This window comes from Clostridium sp. CCUG 7971 (assembly GCF_017590215.1).
Taxonomy (GTDB): Bacteria; Bacillota; Clostridia; order Peptostreptococcales; family Peptostreptococcaceae; genus Faecalimicrobium.
Genome location: NZ_JAFFPK010000109.1, coordinates 1 through 25,712, shown reverse-complemented (window position 1 = coordinate 25,712; position 25,712 = coordinate 1). Strand labels below are relative to the sequence as shown.

At 25.7% G+C, this 25,712-nt stretch carries 27 protein-coding genes; 23 read left to right on the top strand and 4 right to left on the bottom strand.

Annotated elements, in window-relative coordinates:
• Nucleotides 1–62 precede the first annotated feature (62 nt).
• Nucleotides 63–248, bottom strand: a complete 186-nt coding sequence (locus JWF52_RS13855; RefSeq protein WP_208334135.1) for a hypothetical protein — start codon at nucleotides 246–248, stop codon at nucleotides 63–65.
• 171 nt (nucleotides 249–419) lie between these two features.
• On the opposite strand from JWF52_RS13855, the gene JWF52_RS13850 reads away from it, so the two are divergent.
• The 9 genes from JWF52_RS13850 (at nucleotide 420) to JWF52_RS13810 (ending at nucleotide 11,341) form a co-directional block, all read left to right on the top strand.
• Nucleotides 420–1,028 (top strand): class I SAM-dependent methyltransferase, encoded by a 609-nt coding sequence (locus JWF52_RS13850; protein WP_208334134.1) that lies wholly within the window; start codon nucleotides 420–422, stop codon nucleotides 1,026–1,028.
• 159 nt (nucleotides 1,029–1,187) lie between these two features.
• Nucleotides 1,188–3,122 (top strand): [FeFe] hydrogenase, group A, encoded by a 1,935-nt coding sequence (locus JWF52_RS13845; RefSeq protein ID WP_208334133.1) that lies wholly within the window; start codon nucleotides 1,188–1,190, stop codon nucleotides 3,120–3,122.
• Between the two features lie 232 nt (nucleotides 3,123–3,354).
• The gene (locus tag JWF52_RS13840; RefSeq protein WP_208334132.1) at nucleotides 3,355–4,686 is read left to right on the top strand and encodes an FAD-dependent oxidoreductase; all 1,332 of its coding nucleotides are present in this window, start codon (nucleotides 3,355–3,357) and stop codon (nucleotides 4,684–4,686) included.
• Nucleotides 4,687–4,950: 264 nt separating this feature from the next.
• Nucleotides 4,951–5,790, top strand: a complete 840-nt coding sequence (locus tag JWF52_RS13835; protein WP_208334131.1) for an alpha/beta hydrolase — start codon at nucleotides 4,951–4,953, stop codon at nucleotides 5,788–5,790.
• A 106-nt stretch (nucleotides 5,791–5,896) separates the two neighbouring features.
• Nucleotides 5,897–6,868 (top strand): acyltransferase family protein, encoded by a 972-nt coding sequence (locus JWF52_RS13830; RefSeq protein WP_208334130.1) that lies wholly within the window; start codon nucleotides 5,897–5,899, stop codon nucleotides 6,866–6,868.
• 353 nt (nucleotides 6,869–7,221) lie between these two features.
• Nucleotides 7,222–8,181 (top strand): CorA family divalent cation transporter, encoded by a 960-nt coding sequence (locus JWF52_RS13825; protein ID WP_208334129.1) that lies wholly within the window; start codon nucleotides 7,222–7,224, stop codon nucleotides 8,179–8,181.
• 98 nt (nucleotides 8,182–8,279) lie between these two features.
• The gene (locus JWF52_RS13820; RefSeq protein WP_208334128.1) at nucleotides 8,280–8,795 is read left to right on the top strand and encodes a hypothetical protein; all 516 of its coding nucleotides are present in this window, start codon (nucleotides 8,280–8,282) and stop codon (nucleotides 8,793–8,795) included.
• Nucleotides 8,796–8,904: 109 nt separating this feature from the next.
• Nucleotides 8,905–10,104 carry an alanyl-tRNA editing protein gene (locus JWF52_RS13815; RefSeq protein ID WP_208334127.1) on the top strand — a complete coding sequence of 400 codons (1,200 nt, stop codon included), beginning with the start codon at nucleotides 8,905–8,907 and terminating at the stop codon, nucleotides 10,102–10,104.
• Between the two features lie 412 nt (nucleotides 10,105–10,516).
• The gene (locus JWF52_RS13810; RefSeq protein WP_208334126.1) at nucleotides 10,517–11,341 is read left to right on the top strand and encodes an alpha/beta fold hydrolase; all 825 of its coding nucleotides are present in this window, start codon (nucleotides 10,517–10,519) and stop codon (nucleotides 11,339–11,341) included.
• 339 nt (nucleotides 11,342–11,680) lie between these two features.
• Here JWF52_RS13810 and JWF52_RS13805 read toward each other — a convergent pair whose 3' ends face one another.
• Nucleotides 11,681–12,796: a site-specific integrase gene (locus JWF52_RS13805; protein ID WP_208334125.1), complete on the bottom strand. Its 1,116-nt coding sequence runs from the start codon at nucleotides 12,794–12,796 to the stop codon at nucleotides 11,681–11,683.
• A gap of 242 nt (nucleotides 12,797–13,038) precedes the next feature.
• On the opposite strand from JWF52_RS13805, the gene JWF52_RS13800 reads away from it, so the two are divergent.
• A complete protein-coding gene (locus JWF52_RS13800; protein ID WP_208334124.1) occupies nucleotides 13,039–13,614 on the top strand; it encodes a GNAT family N-acetyltransferase in 576 nt (191 codons plus the stop codon).
• Between the two features lie 6 nt (nucleotides 13,615–13,620).
• On the top strand, nucleotides 13,621–14,328 hold the full coding sequence (locus JWF52_RS13795) for a leucine-rich repeat domain-containing protein (protein ID WP_208334123.1): 708 nt from the start codon (nucleotides 13,621–13,623) through the stop codon (nucleotides 14,326–14,328).
• Nucleotides 14,329–14,410: 82 nt separating this feature from the next.
• Here JWF52_RS13795 and JWF52_RS13790 read toward each other — a convergent pair whose 3' ends face one another.
• The gene (locus JWF52_RS13790; RefSeq protein ID WP_208334122.1) at nucleotides 14,411–15,289 is read right to left on the bottom strand and encodes a YitT family protein; all 879 of its coding nucleotides are present in this window, start codon (nucleotides 15,287–15,289) and stop codon (nucleotides 14,411–14,413) included.
• 296 nt (nucleotides 15,290–15,585) lie between these two features.
• Between JWF52_RS13790 and JWF52_RS13785 the strand changes: the two genes are divergently transcribed.
• The 3 genes from JWF52_RS13785 (at nucleotide 15,586) to trmB (ending at nucleotide 17,046) form a co-directional block, all read left to right on the top strand.
• Complete coding sequence (locus JWF52_RS13785) at nucleotides 15,586–15,906, top strand: iron-sulfur cluster biosynthesis family protein (protein WP_208334121.1); 321 nt, start codon at nucleotides 15,586–15,588, stop codon at nucleotides 15,904–15,906.
• A gap of 274 nt (nucleotides 15,907–16,180) precedes the next feature.
• A complete protein-coding gene (locus JWF52_RS19390; RefSeq protein ID WP_286184167.1) occupies nucleotides 16,181–16,312 on the top strand; it encodes a hypothetical protein in 132 nt (43 codons plus the stop codon).
• Nucleotides 16,313–16,404: 92 nt separating this feature from the next.
• On the top strand, nucleotides 16,405–17,046 hold the full coding sequence (gene trmB, locus JWF52_RS13775) for a tRNA (guanosine(46)-N7)-methyltransferase TrmB (RefSeq protein ID WP_208334119.1): 642 nt from the start codon (nucleotides 16,405–16,407) through the stop codon (nucleotides 17,044–17,046).
• Between the two features lie 45 nt (nucleotides 17,047–17,091).
• Here trmB and JWF52_RS13770 read toward each other — a convergent pair whose 3' ends face one another.
• The gene (locus tag JWF52_RS13770) at nucleotides 17,092–17,370 is read right to left on the bottom strand and encodes a hypothetical protein (protein ID WP_208334118.1); all 279 of its coding nucleotides are present in this window, start codon (nucleotides 17,368–17,370) and stop codon (nucleotides 17,092–17,094) included.
• A 284-nt stretch (nucleotides 17,371–17,654) separates the two neighbouring features.
• On the opposite strand from JWF52_RS13770, the gene JWF52_RS13765 reads away from it, so the two are divergent.
• The 9 genes from JWF52_RS13765 (at nucleotide 17,655) to lexA (ending at nucleotide 25,503) form a co-directional block, all read left to right on the top strand.
• Entirely contained in the window at nucleotides 17,655–17,858 is a 204-nt protein-coding gene (locus JWF52_RS13765; protein WP_208334117.1) for a hypothetical protein, read from the top strand.
• Between the two features lie 109 nt (nucleotides 17,859–17,967).
• Nucleotides 17,968–18,639 (top strand): hypothetical protein, encoded by a 672-nt coding sequence (locus JWF52_RS13760; RefSeq protein WP_208334116.1) that lies wholly within the window; start codon nucleotides 17,968–17,970, stop codon nucleotides 18,637–18,639.
• Nucleotides 18,640–18,886: 247 nt separating this feature from the next.
• Nucleotides 18,887–19,348 carry an acetyl-CoA carboxylase biotin carboxyl carrier protein gene (gene accB, locus JWF52_RS13755; RefSeq protein WP_208334115.1) on the top strand — a complete coding sequence of 154 codons (462 nt, stop codon included), beginning with the start codon at nucleotides 18,887–18,889 and terminating at the stop codon, nucleotides 19,346–19,348.
• A gap of 16 nt (nucleotides 19,349–19,364) precedes the next feature.
• On the top strand, nucleotides 19,365–20,726 hold the full coding sequence (accC, locus tag JWF52_RS13750; RefSeq protein WP_208334114.1) for an acetyl-CoA carboxylase biotin carboxylase subunit: 1,362 nt from the start codon (nucleotides 19,365–19,367) through the stop codon (nucleotides 20,724–20,726).
• A gap of 54 nt (nucleotides 20,727–20,780) precedes the next feature.
• Nucleotides 20,781–21,632: an acetyl-CoA carboxylase, carboxyltransferase subunit beta gene (accD, locus tag JWF52_RS13745; protein WP_208334113.1), complete on the top strand. Its 852-nt coding sequence runs from the start codon at nucleotides 20,781–20,783 to the stop codon at nucleotides 21,630–21,632.
• 40 nt (nucleotides 21,633–21,672) lie between these two features.
• The gene (locus JWF52_RS13740; protein WP_208334112.1) at nucleotides 21,673–22,629 is read left to right on the top strand and encodes an acetyl-CoA carboxylase carboxyltransferase subunit alpha; all 957 of its coding nucleotides are present in this window, start codon (nucleotides 21,673–21,675) and stop codon (nucleotides 22,627–22,629) included.
• 151 nt (nucleotides 22,630–22,780) lie between these two features.
• Nucleotides 22,781–22,966, top strand: coding sequence for an H-type small acid-soluble spore protein (locus JWF52_RS13735; RefSeq protein ID WP_208334111.1), 186 nt, complete (start codon nucleotides 22,781–22,783; stop codon nucleotides 22,964–22,966).
• A 608-nt stretch (nucleotides 22,967–23,574) separates the two neighbouring features.
• A complete protein-coding gene (locus JWF52_RS13730) occupies nucleotides 23,575–24,744 on the top strand; it encodes a tyrosine-type recombinase/integrase (RefSeq protein ID WP_286184165.1) in 1,170 nt (389 codons plus the stop codon).
• A gap of 126 nt (nucleotides 24,745–24,870) precedes the next feature.
• Entirely contained in the window at nucleotides 24,871–25,503 is a 633-nt protein-coding gene (gene lexA, locus JWF52_RS13725) for a transcriptional repressor LexA (RefSeq protein ID WP_208334110.1), read from the top strand.
• Nucleotides 25,504–25,712 lie beyond the last annotated feature (209 nt).

Below are 25,712 nucleotides of genomic sequence, written 5' to 3'. Positions count from 1 at the left end.
ACTATTAGCCTTTTATTATTTAAAACTAAATATTATAAAACTTACCGTATATGTATAAATATTTATATACTATTTAGCTCTTTACTTATTTTACATAAAATAGTACATAATGTATTAATTTCATTACCTATTAAAATTTTTTGATTTAATTGACAGTCATTACAACCATCTACGCAATTAGTTCCACTTATCATATCGTTCTTTCCCCCCCACTCTTTTAAAATCTCAACAAATTCATTAATATCCATCTCTAATTCCTCCAAAATATATTTTCTATATTATTATATAATCAAGATATATCAAAGTCTCTAGGTATATATTGGCAGAGTAAAATATATAACAACTTGATTACTTTTAATTAAAGATTTACAATATAATATACAGACCGATTATGAATTTTAGCATAGAAAGGAAACACAATGGACGAATATTATTATGAAAATTTACTAAATATAAAAACTACAGGAGATCAAAAGTGGAATAAAAATAACATACATTATCATCCTTATGAACCAACACTATATTCTGCACTTGAATGTTTATTTGAAAAATATACATTCAAAAGTAATGATCATGTAGTTGATTTTGGATGTGGTAAAGGCAGGCTTAATTTTTATATAAACTACTTTTACAAATCAAATGTTACAGGAATTGAAATGAATGAAATATTTTATTATGAAGCTCTAGAAAATAAAGCTAATTACATGAAGAAAAATAAAAAAAGCTTATATAAAGTAAATTTTGAATGCTGTCTAGCTCAAGATTACAAAATAAAATCATATGATAACAAATTTTATTTTTTTAATCCATTCTCTGTACAAATATTTACAAAAGTTGTTGAAAATATTTTAATTTCATTTGAAGAAAATCCTAGAAATATAGAAATTATTTTATATTATCCATCACAAGACTATATATACTATTTAGAGTACCTAAGCCCATTTATATTATCTGAAGATATTATATTGCCAAAACTAAATAAAAAAGATGAGCGTGAAAGATTTGTTATTTATAAATTGAGTTACTAAAACCTGAATTGTTTTAAAAACAATTCAGGTTTTTTATTTATAGCTCAATAAAATGCAGACTCTATAGAAAACTTTGGAAAAATAAGAATAATAGAGCCATTACTAGGAAAAATTAATTATATGAATATAACATTGGTTTAGATAGATAAGGAGTAAATAATGGCTGATAAAAAACAAACTATAATACAAAGTTCACTAGGTTCAGTATTTTCTGCATTTAGTGAAGATGAACTAAAAAAAATAACAGAAGATAAAAAACGAATAATCGCTATATCTGGAAAAATTAATAATCCTGGAATAATAGAGGTTCCAGAAGGGGCAACACTAGTTGATATAATAAATCTTGCTGGAGGGCTATTAAATGATAGAGGATTTAAAGCTGCTCAGCTAGGTATACCATTTGGAGGCTTTTTAAGTGAAGACAGTCTAGATAAAACACTGGACTTTAAATTATTTCCTAAGGGAACAAGCAGAACGATAATTATTTTATCAGAAGAAGATTGTATAGTTCAGTACGCTAAATTTTATATAGATTTTTTACTTGGGAAACTTCAGGACAAATCATTTGAAAGTTACTCTATTGTAAAAACGGAAATAATTAGAATGTGGAAGATATTAGATAGAATAAGTAAGGGAAGAGGAAATATGCGTGATGTGTATCTCTTAAGAGAACTTGCTAGTAGCGTTAAATATAGATTAAGCCAAAGTCATAACATAATGGAAGAAATAATTGATAGATTCTATAGTGAAATAGAAGAACATATAGAAGAAAATAGATGCTATTCATCACAATGCAATCATCTTATAAAATTGACTATAACAGATAAATGTATTGGATGTGGTTCATGTAAAAGAGCTTGCCCTGTAGATTGTATTGAGGGTGAACTTAAAAAACATCATCATATAGATTACACTAGGTGTACTCATTGTGGACAATGCTTAGCAGCTTGTCCTGTTAATGCAATAACCGCAGGAGATAATACATTTAAATTCCTTAGAGATCTAGCAACTCCAAATAAAGTTGTGATTACTCAAATGGCTCCTGCTGTAAGAGTAGCCATAGGTGAAGCTTTTGGATTTGAGCCTGGAAGTAATGTAGAAAATAAAATTGCTGCAGCCTTAAGAAAATTAGGAGTAGATTATGTATTTGATACAACATGGGCAGCTGATTTGACAATAATGGAAGAAGCAGCAGAGCTTCAAGAAAGGCTTGAAAAGTACTTTGCAGGAGACCCTAATGTAAAGTTACCAATACTAACATCTTGTTGCCCTGCATGGGTTAAATTTATAGAACAAAACTATGGAGATATGTTAGATGTTCCATCATCAGCGAAATCACCAATGCAGATGTTTGCAACAGTTGCAAAAGATTTATGGGGAAAAGAGCATGGGCTTGCAAGAGATCAAATTACATCAGTTGCAATTATGCCATGTATTGCAAAAAAATATGAAGCATCAAGACCAGAGTTTTCAAGAGGCCTTAATTATGATGTAGATTATGTGATTACAACTAGTGAACTTATAAAGATATTCAAAGATTCTGGTATAGATTTACAAGAGATTGCAGGTGAAGAAATTGATCAAGTTCTAGGAGAATATACAGGTGCAGGTGTTATATTTGGTAGAACAGGCGGGGTTATAGAAGCTGCTACAAGAACAGCTATAGAAAAAATGACAGGACAAAGATTGGATAATATAGAATTTGATTGTCTTAGGGGATGGGATAGCTTTAGAGCTTGTGAACTTGAGGTAGGAGATATAAAACTTAGGATAGGAGTTACTTATGGACTTAGAGAAGCCGGAAAAATGTTAGATAAAATAAGATCTGGAGAAGAATTTTTCCATGCTATAGAAATAATGGCTTGCACTGGTGGATGTGTTGGTGGTGGTGGACAACCTAAAGCTAGAAAAAGACAGGAAGTTTTAGAAAAAAGGGCAGAAGGTTTAAACTCAATAGATAGATCATTACCACTGAGAAGATCAAATGAAAATCCTGCAGTATTGGCAATATATGATAAGTATTTAGACTATCCATTAAGCCATAAAGCACATGAACTTTTGCATACTAAATACTTTGTAAAAGTAAAAAAATAAAATGATTAAATAAAAGTGTAAAAATCAGTATGATATAATATACTGATTTTTACACTTTTATCAAAATATCAAAAACTCGAGTAGATATAAGTAAAAATTATAAGTATAATTTATTAAATTAAAATAAATACTAAATCATTGAAAAATATAACTCTATTTATGTTTTAAAATTATTTAATACGGGTATAAATAACTTGTGTTAATAATTTATCAAATATTGGAGGTAACTATTATGAAAATTGTTGTTGTAGGATGCACACATGCAGGAACTGCTGCAGTTGTTAATATGAAAGAACTTTATCCAGAAAGTAAAATTACTATTTATGAAAAAAATGATAATATATCTTTTCTATCTTGTGGTATAGCGCTAAATGTTGCAAACGTTGTTACAGAAACTGAAAAATTATTTTACAATTCACCAGAGAACTTATCAGCTTCTGGTATAGTAACCAATATGAAGCACGAAGTTTTAGATATAGACTTCGATAATAAAGTTATTTTAGTTAAGAATTTATTAACTGGTGAAGAATTTAAAGATGATTACGATAAATTAGTTCTTACTTTAGGTTCATGGCCAATAGTTCCAAAATTTGAAGGTGGTCAATTAGAAAATATTGTGTTATGTAAAAACTATGATCATGCTCAAGTTATAAATAAAAAATGCAAAGATGCTAAAAATGTTGTAGTAATAGGTGCAGGATATATTGGTGTAGAACTTGCAGAGGCATTTGAAATACAAGGTAAAAATGTTACATTAATAGATGCTGAAAATAGAATAATGGCAAAGTACTTAGATAAAGAATTTACTGATAAAGCAGAGGCTGAATTTACTAAAAAAGGCGTTAAATTAGTACTTGGGCAAAAGGTTTCTAAATTTGCAGGTATTGATAATAAAGTATCAAAAGTTATTACAGATAAAGAGGAATTTGAAGCAGACTTAGTAGTACTATGTATAGGATTTGCACCTAGCACTAAATTAGTTCAAGGAAAGCTAGATACTTTACCTAATGGAGCTATAATAATAGACGATTATATGAGAACAAGTAAAAAGGATGTATTTGCAGCTGGAGATTGCTGTGTAGTTAACTTTAACCCAGCGAATGAAAAAAGATATATACCTTTAGCAACTAATGCAGTAAGAATGGGTACACTAGTTGCCAAAAATTTAATAAATCCTACTTTAAAATATATGGGAACTCAAGGAACATCAGGTATTAAAATATATGATTTATGTATAGCTTCAACTGGACTTACAGAAGAAGTCGCTAAAAATACAACAGATTTAAATGTAGGCTCAGTAATAGCTAGTGATAACTATAGACCAGAATTTATGCCAACATTTGAAGAGGCTACTATAAAATTAGTCTTTGATAAAGATACTAGAAGAGTAATTGGTGGACAAATAATATCTAAAATAGATTTAACTCAAATTATGAATACATTATCAGTAGCGATACAAAATAATATGACTATAGAAGAATTAGCTATGACAGACTTTTTCTTCCAACCTCATTTTAATAAGCCATGGAGTTTATTAAATATAGCTGCTTTAAAAGCTTTATAAAAATAAAAAACTCGAATAATTATATTATAATTATTCGAGTTTTTTATTTTATAATTTTAAAATTAAACTATATATAATAGATAATAGTTTTAATTAGTAATATAATTAAATTATAGGAATACATTACTAATATAAAGTTTAAGGATATTGGCAAAATAAAATATAAGGGTCAATAAAAAAGACATGGGTTTTAAAATTCATGTCTTAAATTTTATAAACTGCTTTATATAAATTATATAGAATACATTAAGAGAGGTATATAATATGAGTAATTTTAGATTTTCTAAATTTAAAAATAAGCTACTTAATATTCATAGAACTATAATATATAGCTATATAAAGGACCCTAAGATAAAAGGTGATATAGTTAAATATGGGAAAAGTCGCAGACAATATTATAAGGTATATAATCCAAATAGTTCAAATAATATTACTATATTTTTTATTCATGGAGGAGGATGGTGGCATGGAAATCCATCTTTATACAGTTCTGTAGGAAAATATTTTTATAAGATGGGATATTCTTCAGTTATAGTTGGATATAGATTAGCACCATTTTATAGATATCCTTCTCAAATAGAAGATGTATTTACTGCATTAAAACATTATACAGAACATACTGTGGGTGGTAATATTATAGTGTCAGGATATTCCGCGGGAGGAGAATTGTCTTCTCATTTAGTATTTGATACTGATAGACAGAAAAAATATAATATAGATAGTAATAATTTAAAAGGATTTATATCTATATCTGGTGTACTAGATTTTCTTAAATGTAAATCATCTTATTCAAAGTTTTTAATTAAAAATTATATTTATGAAAAAGAAGTTAAAGATACCAATCCGATAAACTTATTAGATAAAGAGGTTCATATACCGATTATGTGCATACATGGAGATAGTGATAGTCTTATAGACTTAGAAAATTCTATATCCTTCGTAAATAAGGTACAAAATTTAGATGAAAATACTACATTAAAAATAATAAAAAAAGCTGAACACGAAGACACTATCGATATTATTAGAGGAAATGGAAATAAATATTCTAAATATATATTGGATTTTATAGAAAATGTAGAGATTTTAAAACAAAAGGACAATTAAATCATAAAAACTTAGTAAAGTACATAAATTGTTTTACTAAGTTTTTATAATTTAAATATATAATCATTATTTTGGGAAGAATAGTAAGTAATGAAAGGATAATTAAATGAATCAAATAAATAAAAATTATTTTGTAGACAATCTTAAAGTACTGCTAATATTTTTAGTAGTATTTGGACACCTAATAGAGCGTTATATAAATACCAATGATACACTAATGGGAATGTATATGTTTATATATACATTTCATATGCCTTTGTTTATATTTATATCGGGCTTTCTTTCTAAAAATATACATAAAAGTAAAAAAATTTTCTTCAATAATTTATTAGTTCCATATATGGTTCTTAATGTTATATGGTACACCCTAGCTTACTTATATACCGGAGAAAAAAAATTACCAATAATATATCCTGGATGGACATTATGGTTTTTACTTAGTTTATTTTTCTGGAGAATATCTCTTAAATATTTAATCAAAATAAAATATATACTTCCTATAAGTTTTGCACTTGGTATAATAGTCGGATTAATCCCAAACGGATCTGTTCTATCTTTCTCAAGAACTATATTTTTCTTACCGTTTTTTTTATTAGGATATTATTGTGATTCTAATAAATTAGAAAAGCTAAATAAAATAAATGTATGGACTGCTTTACTTGGTGTAATTTTGTTTATTGTATTAGGTCTTTATATTGCAGACAAAAATATTTTAGATTATAGATTTTTATATGGATCTTATTCGTATAAGGAACTTAACATGAATATTTGGATAGGTATGGCTTATAGAATATTACTTTATATGAGTAGTATAGCCTTGAGTTCATTTATATGTATATTAACACCTACTATAAAAACATTTTATAGCAATTTAGCAAAATCTACGATGTATGTATATGTATTTCATATATATGTTGTATTAATTATTTTTTATTTAATACCAACATGGGATGAAAGTATTTTAACAAAGTGTATAATATTATTTAGTCCATTGTTTGTTACTTACTTATTATCTAGCAAAATATTTGCAAATATTTATAAGTTTATATTTTCTTATTTTCATAAATTAATAAAATAAAGTTTTAAATTAGAAAATATTAGTTATATAAAAAAGTAATAAAAGGACGCTAAATAGTGTCTTTTTATTATTTCAAAAACTATTTATTTATAGACTTTATATTTTTAAGTGACTCCATTGAGAAGAATCGCATTTTACTTAATTAAATAAAGTTAAATTTTAAAAAACTTAACTTTATAAAAAGATTAAGATACATATAGATAGCGATATATAGATATTTCAAAAACATAAGTTTATGAAATATTTTTTATAATAAATTTAATAGAAATAGGATTTTAAATCATAATTATAAAATATAATCATGAATTTCTAATATAGATTTAGTATATACTATTAAATGTAGGGGTGATAATATGTATGTATTAAACTTAGATACAAGAGAAAAAATAGAAAAATTTGATAAATATTTTTATAACACAAAAGATTCTTATGTAATGCTTAGCACTCCTAATGAGCTTAAATTATTAAAAAATATACTAAACATAGATGAAATAACTTTTAAAGACTGTCTTACATTTGATGAAAATATAAAATTAGATTTATTTGATGATTATGATTTTTTAAGTGTAAATACTTTTAATTTAGATGGAAATGATTCTATGATAGAAGAAATAAATATTTATACTTCGGATAACTATATACTAGTAGTATCTCAAGAAGAACACTATATATATTGTTTTGTAAAAACCCTTATTTTAAATAATATAAAACTAGATGATACACCACCAATTGTAAGCTTATTTAAAATAAATTATTTAATATTTAAAAATATTATAGTTCATGAGTTTGAAAATCTAGAACAAATAGAAGATATGATACTTGAAATAGAAGATGCTATGATGGATGGAAAAAAAGATGATTATATAACTCAAATAAATTATGTTCGATCAATAACTAGATCAGTAGTTAAAAATACTAGGCCTCTTTTATATATAGGAGATAGAATTATAAAAGAAAACATAAGATATTTAAAATATTCAGATGTAAAAAAATATAATCTTGAGAACTTGCAAGGGTTAGATTTTGGAATAGACAAACTATATGCATTTGCATTATCAACAAGAGAATTAGCAGATAAGCTTTTAGATATTCACTCTTCACAAGTTGCTGAAAAAACTAATAATCTAATTACTAAGCTTACAATTTTAACTGCTATAGCGGCACCTCTTACTATAATTACAGGAATTTATGGTATGAACTTTAAGTATATGCCTGAACTTGAACTTTTATATGGTTATCCTCTAATATTAGGTATTATGGTATGTATTATAGTGATAGGTATTCTTATTTTTAAATTTAATAAATTATTATAAAGGTATTTACTTAAGTAAATACCTTTTATGTATATCTATATTTATTTTAAGAGATAATCATAGTATAATCTTTTAAAATAAGGAGGACAAACATTAAATTGAATAATATAGATATTTTATTTACAGAAGCTATGACGCCTAATAAATTCATGAGAGTATGTCCAAATATTGGACATACATTAATTATAGATATTACTAAAGAAGATATTTTATCAGAAGATATGTCAGATATATATTCATGGATAAATACTTTATTAAGAGTTGAACATGCAAAACAGTGTAGAGTTAATCTATGTATACACGGATATGATAATGATAATAGGGAAGCTTATGAAATACCTGAAGTAGTTGATTATATAAAATATTTATTTAATAGAAGACCCGAATTATATTTTTTCTTAGATCTAGCTTCAAAGCGATTTGTTGTTATATGCTATGCTTCAAAAGGATATGGTTTAACTAATTCTATTCAAAAAGAAATAATACTAGATAAAAATAAAGTATTAGAATTTATAAAGAATATTACTACTAAAATAAGTATTAATAATAAATTTAATTATAGCGATGAATTATATTTATTATCAGATTTAAAATCCATAATATTATTAAAATAAAGTATATAATGAAGTAATTCTATTTATTAATACTGTAATTTATATAAATATAATTATCCTTTCTAAATTATGGTATTATATTATTATAATTTAGAAAGGATAATTGAATATGGAAAAATTATATTATACAAATCAATACATAAGAGAATTTAGTGCAGAAATAGAAGAAATATTAGAAATAAAAGATAAATATCATGTCCTGTTAGATAAAACAGCTTTTTTTCCAGGTGGAGGAGGTCAGTTTTGTGATTTAGGAATGGTCGATGTTCATAACGTATTAGATGTTTACGAAAAGGATAATAAAGTTTATCATATTTTAGATAAAAAACCTATAAAAATACATAAAGTAAAATGCAAAATAGATTGGGATAGAAGAGAAGATGGAATGCACCAACATTTTGGACAACATGTATTATCTGGAAGTTTTTATAAGTTATTTAATGCTAATACAAGTGCTTTTCATTTGGGGAAAGATGTAAGCACAGTAGATATCAATGGCCACCTAACTGAGGAACAAATAAAAGCTGCAGAGCTATATGCTAATGAGGTGATAAGCCAAGATATTAAAGTAGAAACATTGATACCATCTAGAAAAGAACTTAAAAAAATATGGATAAGAAGAGATTTACCTGAAACAGCTGATGAAATAAGAATTATTAAAATAGGAGATTTAGATTCTAATGCTTGTTGTGGTGTTCATCCAAAATCAACGCTAGACCTTAAAATGATAAAAATAAAAAGATGGGAAAAAAATAAAGGAGCTACTAGAATAGAATTTTTAGCAGGCAAGAGAGCTATTAACTATTCCTTACAAAGAGATAGCTACTTAACTGATATATGCAGATATTTAAGTTCAAATGAAGATGAGTCTATAAATAGTATAAAAAAATTAAAAGAAAAAATTGAAGAAAGTATAAACTCTAATAGAAAACTTGAAGAAGCTTTAGCTAACTATGAAATTCAAGATATGATAAAATCTAGTAAAAATATAAAAAATATATCTGTAGTTAACAAAATTTATACTAATGAAAACTTAAAATATGTATCTAAAGTAGCTGCAAAAATAACAGAAGAAGAAAATACAATTGCTCTCATTGCATTAAAGAACGATGATAAAGTAAATGTAGTTTTTGCAGCAGCTAAAAACTTAACAAATATAAATATGAATAATTTATTAAAAGATGCTCTTACCTTAGTAGATGGAAGAGGAGGAGGAAGCCTTTATCTAGCTCAAGGAGGAGGAAAGAATAATGGTAATTTAGAGTCTGCTTTAGATTATGCATTTTCTAAGTTAGAAAAATCTATATAGATACTTATAATAATAAAAATAGCTTATACAAAGAATAGTGAATTAATTTAAGTTTACTAATTTTATGTAGGCTATTTTTTACTATATAATTAATTTTACCTTTTTGTTCATAAAAACTACATGCCAACTTTTTACAAAAGAAAACAATGCTAATTATTTATAAATAACAATAACTTACAATAGATAAGTTTACATAATTTTATTATTTTAAACCAATTATTAGAATTATAATTAGTTTCTTTTAAAATTGATTTAAATCAATTTTAAGCGATTTTATGTTTTCATAATGGAATAATATTATAAAAATTCTTTATACGCCTTAAAACTAAAATTTTTACATTGATATTTTTAAAATTTTTTAAAATTTCAAATATTATGATACAATTATAAATACAAAATAGTGGAGGTAAGAATGTTTATAAATACTTATGACAATGTAAAATTATATGTAAATGAAAAGGGTAGTGGAATTCCTTGTATTTATATACATGGAGGTCCTGGTTCTTGGAGTAAAGATTTTGAATTATTTTGTGGAATACATTTAGAAAAAATATTAAGAATGATATACCTAGATCAAAGAGGATGTGGAAGATCTGGAGGAGATGAAGGTACAAGTTATTCTATTGATAATTTAGTAAAAGATATTGAAATAATAAGAAAAAAATTAAATCTTGATAAAGTTATTTTATTATCGCATTCTTTTGGAGGTATAATAGCTGCAAATTATGCTTATAAATATCCTCAATATATAAAAGGTCTTATATTATTAAATTCAACCCTTAATTTAGAGGATTCTCTTTTTAGTCAAATTGAATACGGATGTAATTTACTGAATTATGATTTAAATAAATATGCAGGTTATTCTGTAATAAGAAATTGGCAAAAAGTAGCATCTGAGCTTATTCAAAAGGATTTATATTATAAACTTCAATATAAAGAATATAAAAACTTCTCAAGAATGAAAAAAATAGATGAAGATTTTATAAATTGTTCTATGTCGAAGCAAGCTTTTTATAATAAAGAGTACTTTAAAAATTATTATGATATTACTTCTGATATAAAAGTAAAGACTCTTATAATTTATGGAGATGAAGATTATGCAATAGGAGTCAATCATTATCTTAACTTTAAATTTGAAAATTATATATTAAAAAATATAAAAGGTAAACATACCCCTTATTTAGAAAATACTTTTGAAGTAGTGCAAATTATTAATAGATTTATATTAAAATTATAAATCTATACCCATGTAGCCAGTGTTAACATAATTAAATTATTTTAACACTGGCTACATGAGCATATAAAATATAAATTTTTTTAAAATTTGTAATTATGTATATTATTATTTTGTGGTTTTATTAATTTACTTATTTATTACAAACTCAAATTTATGTTTGAAGTATTTTAGTTTACATAATTTAATTATAGAAACTGTTTTTGCATTATATTTAGCCTTTTATCCATACAAATGATTATTTACACCTTTAAAAAGATTATGTATTATTTAGGTTTAATTATTCGAGAATATAAATAAAACCTCTTAAAATTCAATTTAAGAGGTTGATTTTTTCTAATTTTATCCTAATTTAAATAATTCTTCTGATATTTTATTACTCGCTTCAGAATCCATTTCTTTAAGTGCATGAGCATAAATATTTAAAGTTGTATTAATATTTGAATGTCCAACTCTTTCTGATATCACCTTGATGGGTACTTTAGAATTTATAAGTAAAGTTACATGCGAATGTCTAAGATCGTGAAATCTTATATGCTCTAAATTATTTTTATTTAGAAAACGATTGAATTTCTTACTCATAACATCTTGGGCTATCGGTTGCTCATTTTTATCAAAGAATAATAAGTTTGAAAAATTTTTAATTTCTCCTCTTAATTTAGCTTCTAATTGTTTCTTTTTATGTTCTTTTAATAATACCATTATTTCATTTGGTACTGAAATTGTTCTTTCTGAACTTTCGGTTTTTGGATTTTTTAAAATAACTGAACCATTATTTCTTACAGTTATTTTGTTTATGGTTATAGTATTTTCGCTAAAATCTATATTGTCCCATGTAAGACCTAATATTTCTGATATTCTGAGTCCTAACCCGCTGGCTAAGAATATGTGTAGTTCTAATGGTGTTCCTTTGCAAATTTTAAGTAATTTAATCATATTTTCTTTATTATATATGTTGTTTTTAAATTTTCTAATTCTAGGAATTTCTATACAATCTACTACATTTTCTCTTATTAACCTTAATCGGTAGGCTTTTTTAAGTGCTAAATTCAAAATATTTATATGTATTTTTATAGTCTGTGGTGTTAGTACTCCTACTAAATCGTCAACATAATTTTGTATATGTATAGGTTTTAGATCTTCTAATTTATAGTTTCCTAGCAAGGGTATTAGGTATTTTTTGCAAATTCTAAGGTAGCAATTATAAGTTGTTATTGATAAGTTAATTTTATATTTTTCTAAAAAGTCAATTAAAAAAGATTCAACATTTATGGTATTTGGTAGAGCTAGTTCATCATTAAAAATGCTATCTTTTAACTCGTTTAATTTCTTAGAAGCGTCTCTTTTTTTCTCGAAAGATCCCATATTCTTTTGCACTTTTTTACCGTTTTCTTTATCTTTATATTCTAAATAAACTATATAGTTTTTACTTCTTTTTCTTATAAATGCGAAACTCATTATATTCCTCCAATATATTACAATTATATATTTATTATATCATAATTATATAAATAAAAAATAAAAATATCTGACATAATACTGACATAAATTATACATTTTTGCATAAATACGTTGAAAATACTAGGTTTTATATTTTTGGCATAAAAGTATATATTTTATGTCTTTTACGAACCGTTGTTAATTGTATAGCATAAATTATATAGATAATATATATACAATTTATTAAAGGGGACATAAGTATGTATGACTCTAAATATAGTAATATGAAAATATTAGAAACGAAACGATGTATTTTAAGACCAGCAACATTAAATGACTCTAAAGATTTATTTAATTATTATAAAGAAGATATTGTTGTAAAATATCTTCCATTTAAAAAACACAAAAGCATAAAAGATACAGAAAGATTTATAAAACTTTTTTTCTTTAAAAATTATAATGAAGGTAAAATAGGACACTATGTAATTGTTTTAAAAAGAGAAAATAGAGTAATAGGTAATGTTGGATTTAATAATATATATCTAAATTCAAAAGAAGGCGAAATAGGGATATGCATAAATCCAAATTATTGGGGTGAAAATTTATCTACAGAGCTAGCGTTTGAAATGTTGAGATACGGCTTTGAAGATTTAAATTTAAATAAAATTATAGCTATTACATTTGAAGATAATAAATACTCTAGAAAACCATTAGAAGTTTTAGGATTCAATTACATCGGGAAATTTAGAAAAAAATTCCCTTCTAACAAATTCGGAACATATACCGTCTGCCACAGATTCCAAATGCTTAAAAGTGATTATATAAAAAAGGGATGATTCTATTTGTGTGAAAAAAATAATGATAATTGGATAAGTAAAAATCTAAAGCATGCTATAGCTAAATCATGTAATAAAGAACCATATCAAATAACTAAAGATTATTTAAGAACATTAAGAGAAATAGATTTATCAGATAAAGGAATATATGATTTAACAGGAATACAATACGCTATTAATTTAAACAATCTTAGTTTAAATAAAAATGAAATTGTAGATGCTAATTTATTAACTGCATTGACTAGATTAAGCAACTTGGAACTTAGTGAAAATAGAATAGAAGATATTTCCTTTCTAAATAGCTTAAAAAGGCTTAAAAGCATAGGGCTAGATAGTAATAATATATCTAAAGTTCCAAATCTTGAAAATTTAAGATATTTAAATTTTATAAATATATCAGATAATAAAATAAGTGATTTATCTTTTATAGAAAATTTAGATCGCAAAAATGTAAAAGTAATAGCTAGTGAACAATTAATTTTATTAGATGCTATATCAATAGGCTTTGGAGAAGATATTACTTTTACAACTCCAATACGATGGGATAAAGAAACCGATGTGTTATTTGATAATATACAAATTACAGGTAAATACGATAATATAAAAACAGATAAAAGACCTTCTTTACTATATTCTATATCTAAGATTATAGTAAAGAATATTTGCTCAGATTGTTTAATAAAGGCTGAATTCTATCATGAAGTATCATTTTAAAATCAGGAACTTTAAGCGGGATAATAATTCAACCTATATTAATTAAGAATAAATAAAAAAGTGGCTTAAGCCACTTTTTTATTTAAGCACTACCATTTTTCAAGTCTTTAAATCCTTCTCCTAGTACTTCATGTACAGTACTGACTATTATAAAAGCATTCGGATCCGTAGCTTTAACCAATTTTTTTAGATATACTTCTTGATTTCTAGATATAATAACAAGTAAAACTTGTTTTTTATCATCAGTATATCCACCTCTACCATCAAGTATAGTTAAACCCCTGTCTAATTCATTAGTTATAACTTCTCTTAATTCATCAGATTTATTAGAAATTATCATAAATTCTTTAGAAAAATCGAAACCTTCCATTATAGCATCTGCAACTTTAACTATTACATAAAGTGATATCGCAGAGTATAGCGCAGTTTCTATATTTTTATTTGCAATACCCGAAGATATAACTACGACCCCATCTAAACACATCATAAATTTAGTTGCCTTTATACCAGGAAATTTTTTACTTAATATTAAAGCTATTAAGTCAGTTCCCCCTGTAGAACCATCAACCCTAAATACAATACCAATACCTAATCCTACTAAAATTGCACCTGATATAGAAGATAATAAAAGATCATTTGTTGGTAAAATTTCAGACAAAGATGAAGTTATATTTATTATAAAAGAAAATAACACTGTTCCAATTAATGTTTTTATAGAGTTTTTACTTCCAAGTATCTTAAAAGCTAATACTACTAAAGGAATACCTATAATTAACATTATATTAGATACAGATATACCTGTAACCTTATTAAGTACTACAGACATACCACTAAGGCCTCCAGGAGCAATCGTATAAGGTTTTAAAAACATATTAATACCAATGCTCATAGATATACATCCCACTAATAAACCAAGACCTTCTGTCAAAATAGTCGAAAGTTTAGTTTCGCCTTTTTTCATATTTTATCATACCCTCCCTAAGTTGTTATAACTTGCATAAGCTCATTACAGAATAATATTATAGCATAAAAATATTATATAAACTAAAAAAATAAGTTAGTTATATTAAAACTAATTATGTTTACAATATAAGTAACAAGGGTAAAATATGAATACATTAAAAATAGATATAATAATAGTAATTATATACATTTTATGATAAATTTAGTATTATTAGTAAAAATCAATTGATTATATATATCATTAAAGTATATAATATATATGAATTTAACAAAATTTGAAAGGGAGCGATTAGTATGAAGATCACATTACCAGAAACAGCGATTAATACTTTAAAAGATATTTTAAAGGACAACCAAGGTAAACCTACAGGAATAAGAGTTTACTTTGCAGGTAATGGATGTAGCGGCCCATCATTTGGTATAGCTTTAGATGAGCAAAAGGCTGACGATTTAGAATATGATATTGAAGGTTTACATTTTATAATGAGTAACGAAGACTATACTACATATGGAGATATAGTTATAGAAGATACTGGTTATGGATTTATGATTAGAGCTGAAAATATCCAACCTGGTGGAGGATGCGGCGGCGGATGCTCTGGATGCGGGCACTAAAATTATTAATTCACAATTAAATAAGCTTTAGAATTTATCTAAAGCTTATTTAATATAAATATATAACTTGAAAGGAAATGATTAAATGAAGGTTACTTTACCACAAACAGCTATTGATACGCTAAAAGATATCTTAAAAGATAATCAAGATAGACCTAAGAATATAAGAGTTTATTTCGCAGGTATAGGCTGAGGCGGTCCATCATTTGGAATTGCTCTGGATGAGCAAAAGGCTGACGATTTAGAATATAATGTAGAAGGTTTACATTTTATAATGAGTAATGAAGACTATACTAAATATGGAAATATAGCTATAGAAGATACTGGTTATGGATTTAAAGTAGGACCAGAAAATATGCAAGATGACGGAGGATGCGGCGGAGGATGCTCTGGCTGTGGACAATAAAAAATAAAGAGTGTTAGCTTAAAGCTAATACTCTTTATTTTTTTCTAAAGTTAGGTATAATTATACTTTAATAAATTATAAGGAGTACTAATATGAGAAGACGAAAAATAAAAGGTGCAGATGAGAAGCTATTAAGTTATAAAGATTACGTTCTTAGGGATGATATAGATAAACTTAAGGGAAAATGGAATTTTAAGTTTAATAATAATAATCCGATATATGTAGAATTTGGTACTGGGCGTGGAAAATTTATAACTACTCTCGCTAAGCAAAATCCGGATGTAAATTATATAGCTTTTGAAATAAAGGAAGAAGTTCTTATAAAAGGTGTAGAAAAAGCTAAGGAATTGGGTTTAAATAATATTTTATTTGCTTGGGCTAATGTATCTAATATATTAGATTACTTTGAAGAAAATGAATTGAGTAGAGTATATGTTAACTTCTGTGATCCATGGCCAAAAACTAGATGGGCTAAGAGAAGACTAACTCATACTAATTTTTTAAATAAATATAAGATCTTGCTTAAAGATGATGGAGAACTTCATTTTAAGACGGACAACGAAGGATTGTTTGAATTCAGTTTAAATGAAATATCATCTAACGACTGGATTTTAAAAAATATATCTTTAAATTTAGCTAATAGTGATTTTGAAAATGTTACGACTGAATATGAAGATAAGTTTATGTCTTATGGAATGAAAATATTCAGGTGTGAAGCTAAAATTTGTAAATAATAAAAGGTTGTGATAATTCACAACCTTTTATTATTTACAAATTTATTAAAATATACCGTTTTTTCTTTTTGTAACATATATTCCTATTAGGACTACTAATGAATATAATGAATATAACATTATTTTTATAATTTCTGTACTAACTCCAAATAGTTTTATTGACTCGTTTGATTCCGGCACTATAACTATTAATGCTGATATTAAAATAAGTATTGGATTTATAACGATTTGCTTATCAGTTCTTAAAATCATTATTTTACCAACCCAAACTATAGATAAAATAAAAAATAAAATTTTAAGCACAAATTCTATGGTGTCTAACATAATCAAAGCTCCCCTTCAGTGGATTTAATATAATTATTTCCAGATTAATCATATTTAATCAATTATAAAATAAAAACTTAATTGCTACAAATTAAATTATAATTCTTTTTATAAAAAAATAAATAGGATTGTATTAAAATGGTAACTTATAGATTAAGTTTTGAATAAATTATTCTAAAATGTATATATTATTAATATAAATAGTATATTATCTAATATTAAAAAGGGTTTTATATAGATTTATATAATTCTATAAATAATAAATTATTAAAAGGGAGATTGATATGTGCTTATATAACTATAATAATAAAATACAAACTAGTCATCCTGTAACTAACGAGGAATATGAATTGCTTAATAAAATATATCAATGTATAGCATCTAATGATAATGAAAACGCTAAACTATTAACTTCTCAATTAATAGATTTACAATCTTCAAAAGAAAGTATAGATGCATTACAAGATGCTATTAATAATTTACATTAAAAAAGCTTCTTATTATAGAAGCTTTTTTAATGTAAATTATTAATTTAAAAGAAATATTTGGACCTTAAGTTGCATAAGAATGTTATATATATACTTTAGGGGTGATACGATGAATTTAAGGTTCACAAATTGGTATACACAAGCATTAGGTGCAACTCTCGGAATAATTGCTTGTGTATATGCATATTTAAATGGTTTTATGTTTGTATATGGTAATATAGGTAATTATTTTGATTTTCTAGGGTTTGATGGTATTATTTCTAGTTATACCTTAACACCTTTATGTATCCTAACTTTAGTACTAGCTATTATAAAAGCTTATAAGCCAAATAAAAAAATTTTTAATATTCAACTAGAGAATATAAATATATTTTTTATTGTTGCTACAGTAATAGTAGGATTTATGGGTGCTAAAATATACTTCGCTATACCAGCTATACTCATAACTTTTAATTTATTTAGCTATAAATTTGAGGGTAAAATTTTTAAGGTTGAAAGTTTAGAAGATGATTTAACTGAAAAAAATGGCGATTTTGACGAGCAAGAACAAATGTTCGCGGTAGATAAAATGGTCATTTCAGATGAACGTAATGATTTATCCATTAATTTAGAAACTACTATTGAAAGTAAAGCAATTGAAAGAAATATTAGACTAGCTATAGCAAAGAAAGAAATGGCTATAGATTTATTAGATAAGAATGCTAATATTGATTTTATTACAGAAATAACTGGATTAAAAGTAAATGAAATAGAAGAAATTAGAGAAGAAATTAGAAATTAAGTTGAAATTTGAAAATTTAATATCTATAATTATCTCAAAGATATTAAAGTAATTCGTTTTGATTATAGCATCAATAGCTTATCAATAGCTCTGTTAGTTGAGTTGCTTTATAAAAGTGTTGATGAAATTATCAACACTTTTTTTATTGTAGAAATACATAATGCAGGGGAGTGGGAAATTTTGTTTACAAAATTATTTTTTGTGATATAATATTAGTACCAGGTAATAATACAAGGGGGTAACACAAATGAATATAAATGAAATTAAAGATTTATTAAAAATTATAGACCAAACTAATTTAGAATATGTGAAACTTGAAAATGGTGAATTAAAACTTGAAGTATCAAAACAAGTTAATTCTATAAATCAAAATTCTTTATGTGTAAAAAAAGACTTTAAAGAAGATATAACACCTAAAATATATGAAAATATTGAGCAAAATATTAATAGGAACATTGATAATGATAATTTAGTCACAATAGAAGCTCCTTTGATGGGAACTTATTATTCATCTCCAAGCCCTGAAGCAGATAACTTCGTAAAGGTAGGAGATATGGTACGTGAAGGTGATACTTTATGTATTCTTGAAGCTATGAAACTTATGAATGAAATTACAAGTGATATAGATGGTGAAATAGTAGAAGTTTTAGCAAGAAATGAAGAATTAGTGGAGTATAACCAACCTCTATTTAAAATAAAACCATTATAGGTAGGAGGTATTTAATATGATAAAGAAGATACTAGTAGCAAATAGAGGAGATATAGCTGTTAGAATAATTAGAACCTGTAAAGAACTAGATATAAAAACAGTAGCTATATACTCTGATGTTGACAAAGATTGTTTTCATAGATATATAGCAGATGAATCTATATGCATAGGACCAAATAATATAAGTAAAAGTTATAACAACATAGATAACATAATATATCTTGCTCTTAAACTTAATTGTGATGCAATACATCCAGGATTTGGTTTTTTATCTGAAAATGCAGAGTTTGCTAAAAAATGCAAAGATAATGGAATTACATTAATAGGTCCTAAAACAGATCAAATGATTTTAATGGGTGATAAATCTAAAGCTCGTGAAACTATGATGGAGCTAGACATACCTGTTGTTCCTGGATCAGATGGAGTTTTAAAAAGTAAAGAAGAAGCTTTATCTTTTGCTAATAAAATTGGTTATCCAGTTATAATAAAAGCGTCTAACGGTGGTGGTGGAAAGGGTATGAGAATCGTTACTTGTGAAGAAGAGTTATTTACAAGCTTTGATATGGCAAGTTCTGAAGCTTTAGCAGCTTTTTCAAGCAGTGATCTATATATGGAAAAATTTATAGAAAACCCTAGACATATAGAGGTACAAGTATTTGGAGATGCTTTTGGAAATGTCATACATTTAGGCGGAAGAGACTGTTCTATGCAAAGACGTAATCAAAAAGTTTTAGAAGAGTCTCTTAGTAACTACTTAAATGAAGATGAAAAGAAACATTTATATAAAACAGCTGTAAATATTGTGAAAGGAATAGGTTATTTAGGAGCTGGAACAATCGAGTTTATAGTAGATAAAAATAAAAAGTTTTACTTTATAGAAATGAACACAAGAATACAGGTTGAGCATCCGGTTACAGAGATGATCACAGGAATAGATCTTATAGGACTCCAAATTTTAATTGCAAATAATCAAGCAATACCTTTTAAACAAAATGATATTATGTTTAGAGGTCATGCTATTGAGTGTAGAATAAATGCTGAAAATCCATATTTAGATTTTAAGCCTTGCCCAGGTAAAATAGAATCAGTAAACATACCTGGAGGTTTTGGAGTTAGATTTGATACATTTATATACACAGGATATACAATACCGCCTATTTATGATTCTATGATAGGAAAGCTTATATGCTGGGCTGAGGATAGAGAACAGTGCATAAAAAAAATGAATAGAGCTTTAGATGAAATAATAATAGAAGGTATAGATACAAATATAGAGTTTCAAAAAACGCTTATAAGTTGCACTAAATTTAGAGAAGATACACACCATACTAAATTTATAGAAAAAGAGTTTATATTAGAAGCAGCTATTACAGTATAAATTAAATGTATAGATTTTTAAATTATATACATTTCTAAAGGGAGTTAATAAATTATGATAAAGAAGTTTTTGTCGCCAAAAGAATCTAAATACGTTACAGTTCCTTTAAATAATAATTTTAAAGAAAATAGCGTAGATGATAGATTTTGGATTTATTGTAAAGGATGTAATGATCATGTATTTAAAAAAGATATAGAAGAAAATTTAAATATATGTCCAAAGTGCTCAAGACATTATAAGTTTAAAGCTCGTGATAGAGTAAATCTATTATCAGATAAGGGAAGCTTTAATGAATTTCAATTTGATGTAGATATTCAAGATCCATTAAAATTTCCAAAGTATATAGATAAGTTAAGCTTATACAAAGAAAAAACTAAAGAAGATGAAGCGGTTATTTCTGGAGTTTGTGAAATTAATAAAATTAAAAGTGTAATATGTGTAATGAATCCTGATTTTATGATGGGAAGTATGGGGTCTATAGTTGGAGATAAGATTACATATTCTATAGAGTATGCAGCTGATAATAACCTGCCTATAATCATTTGTAGTGCATCAGGAGGAGCTAGAATGCAAGAAGGTATGGTTTCTCTTATACAGATGGTAAAAACATCTCAAGCTCTTTCTAAATTAGAAAAAAAATCTTTACCGTATATCTCTGTACTAACAGACCCTACTACAGGAGGTGTTACAGCAAGTTTTGCAATGCTTGGAGATATTATAATTTCAGAACCAAATACTTTAATTGGTTTCGCAGGTCCAAGAGTAATAGAACAAACTATAAATCAAAAACTTCCAGAAGGTTTTCAAACATCTGAGTTTTTATTAGAACATGGTTTTATTGATATGATAGTAAATAGAGTAGAGATGAAAGAAACAATATATAAAATTTTATCGCTACATTTATAATATAAGATATTAAAATCTACCTTGATAAGGAGGAAATAAGTTGCCTACATTAACTCTTGATGTAAAAGATAAGATATATAATCTAGAAGAAGATATAAAAAAACTTAGATTTATATCCAAATCTAATGATATAGATTTAAGTGATAAAATAAAAAGCTTAGAAGATAAATTACTTAAAATTAAAAGTGAAATTAAAGCAGAACTTTCACCATATGAAAAAGTAGTTTTAAGTAGAGATATTAAAAGACCTACTACAAAAGACTACATTAATAATATTTGTTCTGACTTTTTTGAACTTCATGGAGATAGATTATACAAAGATGATCCATCTATCATTGCTGGAATTGGTAAGATAGATAGATTTAATGTTACCATAGTAGGTCATCAAAAAGGAAATGACGTTAAAGAAAATATAAAAAGAAACTTTGGAATGCCACACCCAGAAGGATATCGAAAAGCACTTAGACTTATGAAACAAGCTGAAAAATTTAATAGGCCTATTATAACTTTCATAGATACACCAGGAGCATTTTGTGGTTTAGAAGCTGAGAAGCGTGGTCAAGGTGAAGCAATTGCTAAAAATTTACTTGAGATGAGTAAATTGTCTGTTCCAATAATTTGTTTTGTTATTGGAGAAGGGGGAAGTGGAGGAGCTTTAGGAATCGGAGTAGGTAATGAAGTCTGCATGTTAGAACATTCAGTTTATTCTGTAATATCCCCTGAAGGTTTATCTAGCATTCTATTTAAAGATGCATCTAAATCAAAAGAGGCAAGTGAAGTAATGAAGCTTACTAGTAAAGACTTGTATGATCTTGAAATAATTGATAAAATCATTAAAGAGCCTTTTGATGGAGCTCAGGATAGTGTAGAGTCTGTATCAAAAGATATAAAGAAATTTATCATAGATAGATTGAATCACTATGAAAAGCTTAGTAAAGAAGAAATAATCGAATTAAGATATAATAAGTTTAGAAAAATAGGAAAATGCCTATCATAAAATACAAAAGCACAAGGGAATTTAAAGTAGCATCTTAAATTCTTTTTGTGCTTTTATATTTTTAATAAATTTAACTAAATATTAACATTAATAGTTTACATCCTATTGGTTAATCTAAATATAAGATAACATTATAATAGGAGGGTATGTTATGCAATTAAGAAGAGCCGCAGAAATAGTTAACTCAAAAGATGAGAATGTTATAGTTTATTATAAACAAAATCCAGTAACTATAGAAAGTGTTGATAATAACATAGGTACAGTTTATGTAAAATCTTTACATGGAGATACTAGATTTGAAGTTGATTTAGAACAATTAAGTGAAATATATAAATAGTTCTAACTTATAATATAGTTAAAAAAATATTAGAAATTAGAATAAAATGTAAAAATATACCTAATATCTAAATATGCATGCATGAATCATATATTAGGTATATTTTTTATATTTATAATATCTAAATATGCATGCATATAGCAAATAAAGTAGTAGTAAACTCATAATAAATATTTCTAGATATAGCTATTTTAATTTAAAATATAACTAGTCTTTAAATGTATATTTAGGGAATAGTTTTATTAAAATAAAAAATAATCCTCCTTATACATATATAATTATATATTCTTTTATATGTACATTACTTTATATCTTTAATATTTACTCTTTTTGTATAACTCTTCATATTTATATTTTGAATACAATTATTAATTTATATGTTTATGTTTACACAGGTTAATAATTCAATTATATATAATCTAAAATATTATAATAATTTATTTTTAACTACTTCATAACTATTTAAAAGTGACATTTTATTCAATAAAATATCATCATATGCTAACTCTACTAAGAAAATTTAGGAAAATAAATTTTAAGGTATAGTTGAAACCATATAACCTATATGATATTTTATACTTATAAAAAGTTATACTTGGAGGTACATCTTGAGTGATAAAAAAATTATAAAAATACATAATAAATCTGATAAACCCGATAACATTGTTATTCGCGATAATAACACTATCGAAAGGTCCATAGCCATTGAAAATAGTCTTCCTAAATTTATGAAAGACTATTGTATATATTTAAAAGGATCTGTAGCTGTTTCTACTAGGCTCGCTTATTTAGAGGATATTAATTTCTTTTGTTCTTATTTAATAGAAATGCAAGAATTAACTATAGCTAAAGAAATAAAGGATATTACTCAAAAAGAGTTTAATAATATTAAAGCTAGAGATATAAATCTATTTTTAGGTGACTATTGTTCTAGATACTATAAGCAAACAGAAAAAAATACATTAATTTTTGAAAATAATAACCGTGCATTAGCTAGAAAAAAATCATCTATCTCTACCCTTTTTAAATTTCTTTATAGAAATGATCAGCTAGATAATAATATAACTGATGGCTTTAATCCTATTAAGCTTCCAAAGCCTCAACCTGATGCTATAAAACGCCTTGAAATTGATGAAGTTGCAAAGATGTTAGATGCTGTTGAAAGTGGCGAAGGTTTAACAGATAAAGAAAAGGTCTACTGGAAAAAGACTAAGCTTAGAGATAAAGCTATATTAGCTTTATTTGTTACTTATGGGTTAAGACTTAATGAGCTTCGTGAGCTTAATATTTCATCATTTAATTTTTCTAGAGGTGAATTTAAAATTTATAGAAAAAGAGGTAAAGAAGTTTTAATGCCTATTAACCATACATGTGAATTAGTTGTTAAAGATTATATATATAACGAACGACCTCAAAGTGAAATTCTTAGTGAGGAAAATAAAGACGCTCTATTCTTATCATTACAAAATAAACGCCTTAATCCAAAGGCTATTAGACAATTAGTAAAAAAGTATACATCTATTTCTATGGATACATCAAGAGATAGCGGTTATAGCCCTCATAAGCTTCGTGCTACAGCTGCAACTAGCTTAATTCAAAATGGATTTTCTATTTATGATGTTCAAAATTTACTTGACCATGATAATGTAACTACTACTCAACTATATGCTGCTCATAAAAAACATGTTAAACGTGATATAGTAAACAATTTTGAATGGATTGATGATAATGATCAAAATACTAATGAAATAGATATAAAAATTGAAGATAACATATAATATTTCAATTCCGAGAACAAACGTTTGTATAAAAAAACTTATTGTGCTACAATATAGGTATATTATATTAATAAGGTATTCATCTACTCTTATTAAACTACATTAAGTTTAGAAAGGAGTGATTTTATGTATTTAGATTTAAGTAGCAAACAAGTGGCTATATTAGAATTTATTAAAGAGCAAATAGCGCTAAAAGGTTATCCGCCTTCAGTTCGTGAAATGTGCGTTGCAGTTGGTCTTAAATCAACGTCAACAGTTCACTCTCATATGAATAAATTAGAAAAATTAGGATATATAAGACGTGATCCAACTAAGCCAAGGGCTATAGAGGTGCTAGACACTAATAAATTAGATTCTGAAAATGGCCTTAACCAAGAAATACTTCATTTACCTTTAGTAGGACAAGTAACAGCAGGTACTCCAATATTAGCTAGACAGAATATAGAAGAGTACATTCCTCTTCCAGTGAATTTAGTTAAAGGAACTGATAACTTTGTATTAAAAGTTAAAGGTGATAGTATGATAAATGCAGGTATATTAAATGGTGACTATGTCGTAGTTGATAAAAAATCTACTGCATCTAATTCTCAAATAGTAGTAGCACTTATACATAATGAATACGCTACTGTTAAAAGATTCTTTAAAGAAGATAATGTAATAAAACTTAAGCCTGAAAATGATTTTATGGAGCCTATGATCTTAAATTCTAAAGATGTTGAATTAGTAGGTATCGTAACAGGTGTGTTTAGAGTAATATAAAAAAGATATGGATATCCATATCTTTTTATTTCTTATGTATTCCTATAACTATTTAAAAACCGTAAACATGTAGCTTAACATAAAAGCTGATATTCCAGCAAATATAAAAGTACTCCCTGCATGTTTAGATTTTTCTAAATCTTCTATTTGTTTATTTGTTAAATTTTCTTTCTTTATAGAAACTTTATATGAAGTTCTTAAAATAATTC